Origin of the sequence: Acetobacter fabarum, from assembly GCF_040702925.2 — a bacterium.
GTDB classification, from domain to species: domain Bacteria; phylum Pseudomonadota; class Alphaproteobacteria; order Acetobacterales; family Acetobacteraceae; genus Acetobacter; species Acetobacter fabarum_B.
On record NZ_JBFCXX020000096.1, the window covers coordinates 1 to 266 of the forward strand.

Genomic DNA, 266 nt, shown 5'->3' on the forward strand with positions numbered 1-266 from the left:
CAGCGCACAGCATGGGCATGAAAGTGCTGTTCGATATGGTCATTCACGGCTTCAACACCCAATCGCCGGTGGTGCAGCAGCACCCGCAGTTTTTTTACCGCGATGAACGGGACAGCCTTATGATTCATCCGGCCTGGGGCAGCGTGATGACGGACTTTATGAACGGCGCTTATCAGCAATACATGAAAGATTATGTGCTGTACGATCAGACCCGCTTTGGCAACGATGGTTACCGGGTAGATGCCGCGTCGTACAAGGGTCCAAAT

General features: G+C 53.0%; 1 protein-coding gene. It reads left to right on the forward strand.

The window, feature by feature from the left end; genetic code table 11:
- Nucleotides 1–17: 17 nt before the first annotated feature.
- The coding region (locus AB2L51_RS15245) for an alpha-amylase family protein (protein ID WP_400922695.1) at nucleotides 18–266 on the forward strand (249 nt) is incomplete at its 3' end.